This window comes from Pseudarthrobacter kochi (genome assembly GCF_055412805.1).
The window spans coordinates 241,193-248,258 of the sequence record NZ_JBVAYV010000001.1 but is presented as its reverse complement, the minus strand read 5'-3'; the positions used below and the strand labels follow the sequence as shown (position 1 = coordinate 248,258).

Sequence of the window (7,066 nt, the reverse complement as noted above, 5' to 3'; positions counted from 1 at the left end):
GTGGAACACCCAAGGGCAGCGAGGCCCGGCACCCCACCACGCACTCAGCCCGCAAAACCGCCAAAAGTCAGATCCAGATCATCAGCCCAGGCGGATCGGTGGATCAAGGCTAAGGCACCGGCCGGCGCTAGCGGGTAGCTTCGATGGCCTGCACGAGGTCGGCGACGACGTCGGCCGCGTCCTCCAGGCCCACCGACACGCGCAGCAGGCTGGCATGCGGCTTGGCCTCGGCGGCGACCGGCCGGTGCGTCAGCCCGGCAGGGTGCTGGATCAGGGTATCGATCCCGCCGAGCGAGACCGCATGCGTGATCATGGCCACCGCACCGGGGATCCGTTCGGCGTGCTCGGCACTGCCCAGCTCAAAGGCAAGCAGAGAGCCAGGACCGGCCATCTGGGTCCCGATCAGCCCCTGCGGATCGCACTCGGGCAGCCCCGGATAGAAGACCCGCCGGACGAGCCCGTGCCCGGCCAGGGCGAGGGCGACCTTCTGGGCGCTGGCCTGCTGGGCGCGCACCCGGACCGGGAGCGTCGCGAGGCCGCGGTGGAGCAGGTAGGCCGGCCAGGGTGTCAGGATGCCGCCGGTCACGGCCCGGATCTGGCGCAGCCGCGTGGTCCACTCGGGGGCTGCGGCCACCACGCCGCCCATGGCATCACCGTGTCCGCCGAGGAACTTGGTGGCGCTGTGCAGGACCATGGTGGCGCCGTGCCGGAAGGGCCGCTGGAGGATCGGGCTGGCGAAAGTGTTGTCGACAAGGAGCGGGACGCCGTCCGCCGCCGCGGCCACGCGGGCGATGTCGACGAGCTCCAGGCTCGGGTTGGCCGGCGTTTCGAGGATCACGAGTCCGGTGTCGGGCCGGAGCGCGGCATGGACACCCTCCGGCGTTGTGAAGGTGACGTCGTTGCCGAGCACTCCCGAGGCCAGCAGGTAGTCGCTTCCGCCGTACAGCGGCCGGACCGCGACCACGTGCTTCTTTCCTGTGGCGACGACGGCGAGCAGCACCGCGGTGAGCGCCGCCATGCCGGTGGCGAACGCCACGGCCTCCGGGGTGTCCTCAAGGACGGCGACACCCTCCTCGAACCGTGCAACGGTGGGATTCCAGAGCCGCTGGTAGACAGTGCTCTGGCCATCCACGTGGACGCCACCTGTGGCCATGTGTTCATAGGCCATGCCGCCGTCGTGCACGGAAGGAAGCGGCGCTGTGGTGGAAAGATCGATCGGTACCGCGTGCACGCCCAGTTCAGTGAGGCCGCTCCGGCCGGCGTGGACAGCCAGCGAGTCTTGAGAAAGCACCCTTGCTCCTTATGAATATTCACCGTTGAATTCCGCAAGTATCTGGCAATAATTCGGAGTTTTACAGGGGGCGCGAATGGAAGTGTCGGAATGCGCCGTTTATGATGAACAGACAACACACCAAGGAGGACCCGTGAGTAGCAGTGCGAAGAATCTTCGGCCGGGAGCGGGTGCCGGCGAGCCGCTGGACGCTATCGACGAGCGCCTGCTGGCGGCCCTCGTGGCCGACGCCCGGATCTCCAACAAGCAGCTGGCCGAGCTGGTCGGCATTGCGCCGTCCACGGCCCTGATGCGCACCAGGGCGCTCTCCGAGCGCGGGATCATCGAGGGCTTCGAGGCGAAGCTGAGCCTGTCCGCGATCGGACGGTCCGTGCAGGCCCTCATCGCCGTCCGGCTCCGTGCCCACGACCGCGAGCAGATCGACCGCTTCACGGCCCGGGTTCCGAGGTTGCCCGCCGTGCTCTCCACCTTCCACACTTCGGGTTCGGTGGACTACCTGCTGCACATCGCCGTCGCCACCACCGAGGACCTGCGGGACTGGGTGCTGGACAACCTCGCCACCGACCCGGTGGTGGGCCACACCGAAACCACCCTCGTGTTCGACCACATCCAGGGAAACCTCGGCCCGCTGCCTGATTAGGGGCTGCACCGGCCGGCACAGTAGGCCGCCGTGCGCTCAGGCGCGGCGCAACGCCCCGCGAAGGGTGATGGCAGCGAGGGTGACGGCCGCGATCGAGCACAGCACGACGAAGCCGGCCACCGCCGCCTGCAGGCCAACGACCCCGGCGGCGAGCCCCAGCCCGATCACGGGAAAGGCACTGCCGAGGTAGGTGATGACATAGACGGTGCTGATGATCTGGGCGTGGCGTGAGGCCTCGACCTTTCCGGCGACGTCGTTGAAGACGGTCCGGAAGGACACACCCTGTCCGATACCGGCGGTGATGCTTGCGAGGATCAGCAGCCAGGGGCTGCTCCAGGCAGCAGCCGCGGCGATCAGCAGCACCGACACGGCCAGCATGCCCAGCCCGACCGGCACGACGAAACGTCCCCGCACGGCGAGAAGCTGGCTGAGCGCGGAGGACCCGAGGGTCAGTCCCGCCAGCAGGCCGATCAGCGGCCGCGACTCGGCGTGGACGATCTGGGCGAAATAGCCTGGTGCCAGGGAGAGGCAGAAGCCGAAGACGGTGAAGCTGAGGAACCCCACCGAGGACGCCAGCCAGAAGGCGCCGCGCGCCTCGCTGGACACCGATGGCCGGCGGGGCGCCAGCACACGCAGCGGCTGCGGGCCCGCGACCGAGGTGATGGCCGGCCGGGCCTTGAGCAGGTACAAGGGAACCAGCAGCGCGGCCAGGACCAGGGAATGCAGGTAATACGGCGTGGACGTGGGTCCGGGCAGCAGCGAGAGCACTCCCCCGATCGCCGGGCCGGCCGCCACACCCCCGGCGGACGCCAGCAGCGTGAACCTTGACGCCCACTCGGGACGGCTGGGCAGCAGCTCGCGCAGGGCCGCCGAACTGGCGCCGGTGGCGAGCGCCACGGCAACGCCCTGCAGGGCCCGTCCCGCACACAGCGCGGACAGGCTGTCCGCCGTGGCAAACACGGAACCGCCGGCGAGGCCCACGAGTACCGCGAGCACGAGGGCCGCCCGTCGGCCGATGTGGTCGGACCAGTGGCCGGCCAGGATCAGGGTGGCCACCAGCGCCAGGACATAGGCGGAAAAGGCCACCGTGACATCAAGGGCGGTGATGCCGAGTTTGGCCTGCAGCAGCGGGTAAATCGGGGTGGCGAGATTCGCGCCGACCAGCAGAGTGAAAATCACGACGCCGGCCATCACCAGCCGGGCCGTGGTGGAGGCGTCCCAGCCCCAGCGTTCTGCTGTGGCGGGACGCATGCGAAGCTCGCTGAAGACCGTCATGTCCGTGCCCTTGCGTGGAAGCGGGCCGCGTGTTCCCTGTGATGGGGTAACCGCCAGCCCGTGATGATTTGGTGCTTAAAGAATGCGTCATTGCTGATCCTCGCAGCTTATTTCCATGCCAAAATTGATCAAAACAGTCAATTGAACGCCGCACGAATGAACGGGAGTGATGATTTGAACAGTCTTGACCCCACGGACCTGAAAATCCTGCTGGAACTGATCCGGGATCCCCGGGTCCAGATCGGGGAGCTCAGCGAAACGCTGGGCATTGCACGCAACACGGCCCAGTCCCGGGTCCGGCGCATGCAGCGTTCCGGCTTGCTGCACGACGGCGGCCGTGAGATCGACCTGGAAGCGGTGGGTTACGACGTCGTCGCCTTCGTCACGATCGAGGTCAACCACCGGGAACTCGACGGCGTGGTGGGCGCCCTGCGCCTGATCGCCCAGGTCCTGGAAGTCCACGAGATCTCCGGCCGCGGCGATGTGTGGTGCCGGGTGGTGGCCACCGACACCCACAACCTGCAGGCAGCCCTGCGCTCCATCCTCCGGATCAAGGGCGTGATCCGGACCGAGACCGTCCTCGCCCTGCACACCCACATCCAGTACCGCACCGAGCCGCTGATCAGCCGGTTGGCCCAAGGCAGCTCCCTGGCCGGCCCGGCGCAGCCGCGGGCGCCGAAGACAGGATAATGGGCCTGTGACTATCATCGATAACGCCGTCTACGTTGACGGCATCCGCAGCGCAGAGCCGCAGAGCCTCGAGCAGACCTTTGAGACCCTGAACCGGAACGGCGGGATGGCGTGGGTCGGCCTTTACCGGCCGACGGAAGCCGAAATGGCTGCGGTCGCCGCGGAGTTCGGGCTGCACAGGCTCGCCGTGGAAGACGCGATTTCCGCCCACCAGCGCCCCAAACTGGAACGCTATGACGACAACCTCTTCACCGTGCTGCGGCCCGCGCGGTACCTGGACGCATCAGAAACCGTGGAATTTGGCGAACTCCACGTGTTCACCGGCAGGAACTTCGTCGTCACCGTCCGGCACGCGGAGACCGGCGGGGTGGCGCAGGTGCGGCGGAAACTGGAGAAGCGCCCCGACCTGCTGTGCCACGGCCCGGAGGCTGTGCTTTACGCCCTCATGGACCAGGTGGTGGACGACTACGTCCCGGTCGTTGCGGGGCTTGAGAACGACATCGACGAGATCGAGGACCAGCTGTTCAGCGGCGACTCCACCGTCTCCCGGCGGATCTACGAGCTGGCCCGGGAGGTCATCCAGTTCCAGAGGGCCATCCATCCGCTCCCGGCCATGATGGAGCGGCTCCGGAGCGGCTTCGAAAAGTATGAGGTGACGTCCGAGCTCCAGCACAGCCTCCGCGACGTCGAAGACCACGTGGAGCGGCTGATCTCCCGTGCCGATTCCTTCCGGGACCTCCTGCAGAACGCCCTCACCCTCGACGGCACGCTGACGGCCAACCGGCAGAACGAGGCCAGCGCCGAGCAGAACGAGCAGGTCAAGAAGATCTCGTCCTGGGCGGCCATCTTCTTCGCCCCGTCCTTTGTCGCAGGCGTCTACGGCATGAACTTTGACCGGATGCCCGAACTGCAGTGGACGTTCGGCTACCCGATGGCAATCGGGCTGATGGCCGGCACCGCCGCCCTGATGTACGGCATCTTCAAGAGGAAGGGCTGGCTGTAGCCGGCGGACCCGCGTGTAGTCTGGCGTCATGAGCGCGCGGCGGGACCGGTTCCGGGACATCGTGGAGACCCTGACGAGGCACGGACTGGGCTTTGCGCTGGGTAACCTTGGGCTGGACAGGCTGCGGCCCGCGAACGGGACGCCGGGGCTGTCCCGTCGTCCGCCACGGGGGGTGAGCCTGCCCGTGCGCGTCCGGCTCGCCCTGGAGGACCTCGGCGCCGTCTACATCAAGTTCGGCCAGATCGTGTCGACTCGCACGGATGTGCTTCCGCCGGAGTACGCCACGGAGCTCGCGAAACTCCAGGACGCCTCCCCTCCCATCGCTGCCGCCGAGGTCCGCGCCGTCATCGCCGAGGAGCTCGGCACCGCGGCCGTACGGCTGCTCGATTCGCTGGATGACACTCCCCTCGCCACGGGTTCCATCGGCCAGGTCCACTGCGGCCGGATCGCGCTGGACGTGGAGGACGCCGTCTCCGGCGCGTCCGGCGCCACAGCCGACGGCGGCCGGCTCATCGACGTCGTGGTCAAGGTCCGCCGGCCCGGCGTCGTGTCCCAGATCAATGAGGATCTGGAGATCATGGCCGAGCTGGCCAAACGGGCCGAGCGTGCCTCCACAAGGGCTGCCGGCCTCCATCTGGAGGCCCTCGTGGACGAGTTCTCCCAGACCCTGCGGGCGGAACTGGACTACCTGCAGGAGGCCAGGAACGCGGAGCACTTCGCCGCAAACTTCGCGGGCGACGGCCGCGTCCACATCCCCCGGGTCTTCTGGGACACCACCACTTCGCGGGTCCTCACGCTGGAGCGTATCCGCGGCATCAAGGTCAACGACGCCGCCGCACTGCGGGAGGCGGGCATCGAGGCCGGGGAGCTGGCCCGGCAGGCCTGCAGCATCCTGCTGAAGATGGTCTTCGAGGACGGCTTCTTCCACGCCGACCCGCATCCCGGGAATTTCTTCGTGGAAGAAGACGGGCGTCTTGGCATCATTGACTTCGGCATGGTTGGCCACATCAGCGACGCCACGCGCGATCAGCTGGTCCGGATGCTCCTGGCCATCGTGGAACAGGATGCCGCCCGGCTGACCACGGCCCTGGTCCGCATGTGCGGGGCGCAGGCCAACGGCGGCTTTGGCGGACTGCAGTCAGAGGTGGGCCGGCTCGTGGACCGCTACGCCGGACGGCCGCTGGCGGAGATTCCGATCGTGGCGGTCCTGTCGGAACTGGCGGCGCTGCTGCGCCACTACCGGCTGCGTCTGCCCCGGGAAACAGCACTTCTGCTGAAGATGCTGGTGATGGCGGACGGCCTGGGCAAACAGCTGGATCCCGGATTCGAGCTGACCACCCAGCTGGGCCCCTTCACGCAGAAGATCATCCTCGGCTCGTTGTCCCCCGAGGCCCTCGCGGAGCGGCTCAAGAAGCTCGGCCGGGAAGCCCTGCGCTTCGGGACGGACGCGCCGGACATCCTGCGCCGGGTGGTGGAGGTCCTGGAGCGCGGCGGCATCGACATTCATTTCCGGGCCGATGAGCTGGACCAGCTCATGGACAAGGCGGAGAAGACCGGGAACCGGATCGTCGCCGGGCTCATCACCGCCGCCCTGATCAATGCCGTCGGGGAGCTGGTGTCCGTCCAGCCGGACCGCTGGAAGAACTGGTCCAAGACGCTCTTCACCGCCGGGATCGGCGGCGTCGGCGCTTTGGGGGCCTACCTGGCGCTAAGCTCCCGGCACCGGAAATAGCAGGGCCCGACAGAGTCGGAGCCGGCAGAGTCGGAGCTGGCAGAGTCGGAGCTGGCAGAGTCGGGACTTTCAGCGGCGCCGCCGTGCCTGCGCGACCAGCCTGCTGAAGGCCAGGATGAACACCGCCTCGATCAGTACCATAAGCCCGAGCAACAGCCACTGGCTCTGGCCGATGAAGACGACGGCGCCGACCACCACCAGGACGGTGCCCAGGGTCAGGGCATAAACGGCGAAGCCGATGGCCACCTTCGCGCTGCGGACTCCCGTGCGGAAGCCGAAGCCCACTGGTTCACCCCCGGGGTAGCCCTCCACCCGGTCCGGTCCGGCCGGTCTGAGCCTGTCGAACTCATCCCACGGGTCGCGGTCCTGATCCTGTTCGGTCATAGAGCCATTATCCCGCGGCGAGGGCCGCCCGGGCAGACTCCGGGCAGCGGC

At 68.0% G+C, this 7,066-nt stretch carries 7 protein-coding genes; 4 read left to right on the top strand and 3 right to left on the bottom strand.

The genetic code is table 11. The annotated features are described in order from the left end of the window. Window positions 1-127: 127 nt before the first annotated feature. On the bottom strand, window positions 128-1,291 hold the full coding sequence (locus tag ACZY0Y_RS01245; RefSeq protein ID WP_463956507.1) for a trans-sulfuration enzyme family protein: 1,164 nt from the start codon (window positions 1,289-1,291) through the stop codon (window positions 128-130). Between the two features lie 133 nt (window positions 1,292-1,424). Here ACZY0Y_RS01245 and ACZY0Y_RS01240 point away from each other — a divergent pair, with 133 nt between their 5' ends. Continuing rightward, the gene (locus ACZY0Y_RS01240; RefSeq protein WP_463956506.1) at window positions 1,425-1,931 is read left to right on the top strand and encodes an Lrp/AsnC family transcriptional regulator; all 507 of its coding nucleotides are present in this window, start codon (window positions 1,425-1,427) and stop codon (window positions 1,929-1,931) included. 36 nt (window positions 1,932-1,967) lie between these two features. On the opposite strand, the gene ACZY0Y_RS01235 is transcribed toward ACZY0Y_RS01240, so the two are convergent. Next, entirely contained in the window at window positions 1,968-3,206 is a 1,239-nt protein-coding gene (locus ACZY0Y_RS01235; protein WP_463879949.1) for an MFS transporter, read from the bottom strand. A gap of 156 nt (window positions 3,207-3,362) precedes the next feature. On the opposite strand from ACZY0Y_RS01235, the gene ACZY0Y_RS01230 reads away from it, so the two are divergent. Genes ACZY0Y_RS01230 through ACZY0Y_RS01220 form a run of 3 tightly spaced genes read left to right on the top strand, consistent with a single transcriptional unit; the run spans window position 3,363 to window position 6,631 of the window. Further along, on the top strand, window positions 3,363-3,896 hold the full coding sequence (locus ACZY0Y_RS01230) for an Lrp/AsnC family transcriptional regulator (RefSeq protein WP_463879947.1): 534 nt from the start codon (window positions 3,363-3,365) through the stop codon (window positions 3,894-3,896). 7 nt (window positions 3,897-3,903) lie between these two features. Continuing rightward, window positions 3,904-4,899, top strand: a complete 996-nt coding sequence (gene corA / locus ACZY0Y_RS01225) for a magnesium/cobalt transporter CorA (protein WP_463956505.1) — start codon at window positions 3,904-3,906, stop codon at window positions 4,897-4,899. Between the two features lie 28 nt (window positions 4,900-4,927). Then, window positions 4,928-6,631 (top strand): ABC1 kinase family protein, encoded by a 1,704-nt coding sequence (locus ACZY0Y_RS01220; RefSeq protein ID WP_463956504.1) that lies wholly within the window; start codon window positions 4,928-4,930, stop codon window positions 6,629-6,631. Between the two features lie 69 nt (window positions 6,632-6,700). Here ACZY0Y_RS01220 and ACZY0Y_RS01215 read toward each other — a convergent pair whose 3' ends face one another. After that, window positions 6,701-7,015, bottom strand: coding sequence for a hypothetical protein (locus ACZY0Y_RS01215; protein WP_463879941.1), 315 nt, complete (start codon window positions 7,013-7,015; stop codon window positions 6,701-6,703). Window positions 7,016-7,066: the final 51 nt, after the last annotated feature.

Excerpts from the sequence above, each read along its gene's own strand:
- ACZY0Y_RS01215 (WP_463879941.1), bottom strand. The coding sequence starts at position 7,015 with ATGACCGAACAGGATCAGGACCGCGACCCGTGGGATGAGTTCGACAGG.
- ACZY0Y_RS01235 (WP_463879949.1), bottom strand. The coding sequence starts at position 3,206 with ATGACGGTCTTCAGCGAGCTTCGCATGCGTCCCGCCACAGCAGAACGC.
- ACZY0Y_RS01220 (WP_463956504.1), top strand. The coding sequence starts at position 4,928 with ATGAGCGCGCGGCGGGACCGGTTCCGGGACATCGTGGAGACCCTGACG.
- ACZY0Y_RS01230 (WP_463879947.1), top strand. The coding sequence starts at position 3,363 with ATGAACGGGAGTGATGATTTGAACAGTCTTGACCCCACGGACCTGAAA.